Here is an 852-nt window from a genome sequence, read left to right on the forward strand (position 1 = left end):
TAGGCTTCGTGGACAAAGCTTGACTGTGGACTCGGACCTTGATTCAAGGCTGGCTTTTGGAGGCTGCCTTGGGCGAGCGGATTGGCGTTACAGACGAAGAATGGGAAGTGATCGGGCCGCTACTTCCGCCTGAGCAAGGTCGCGGGTGCCGCCCGGCTCAGGATAATCGCCCTTATTTTGAAGGCATGATGTGGATCGCGCGAACCGGCGCGCAGTGGCGACACCTGCCGGACGAGTATGGCAAGTGGAACAGCGTCTTCCGGCGCTATCGACGATGGGTTACGACCGGCGTGTTCGACGCTATGCTCGAGACGCTGGCTGAACTGGCGGGGCGCGACACGGCCGCCGACATGATCGATAGCACCGTGGTCCGGGCACATCATTGTGCCGTCGGCATAAAAAGGGGACTCAGCAAACCGAGGCGCTTGGCCGATCGCGAGGCGGCTTCACCACCAAGCTCCACGCGAGATGCGATGCCAGAGGCCTTCCGCTCGGCTTCGTGCTGACACCCGGACAGGCGCACGATGTGCAGGGCTTCGCTCCGCTGTTCCGCATGATAACCGACCGGATCGAGGCCTTCCTGGCTGACCGGGGCTACGATGCCGATGCGATCCGCGAAGAGATCGAAGCAGCCGGTATCGAGGCGGTGATCCCGGCCAAGGTCAACCGGCGAAATCCCACCCCTCACGACCGCACGAAATACAAATGGCGCAACCTGATCGAGCGCCTGTTCAACAAACTCAAGAATTGGCGCAGGGTCGCCACCCGCTACGACAAAACCAAGGAATCCTACCTCGGCTTCGTCGCGCTCGCCTCAGTTAAACTCTGGATACCCTTTGTCCACGAAGCCTA

General features: G+C 60.9%; 1 pseudogene. It reads left to right on the forward strand.

Features of this window, described 5'->3' with window-relative positions:
• Positions 1-107: 107 nt before the first annotated feature.
• Positions 108-852: pseudogene (locus AC58D2_RS20610) on the forward strand (IS5 family transposase); the annotation flags it as partial.

The sequence above is a fragment of the Sphingopyxis sp. CR5 genome, assembly GCF_059693785.1.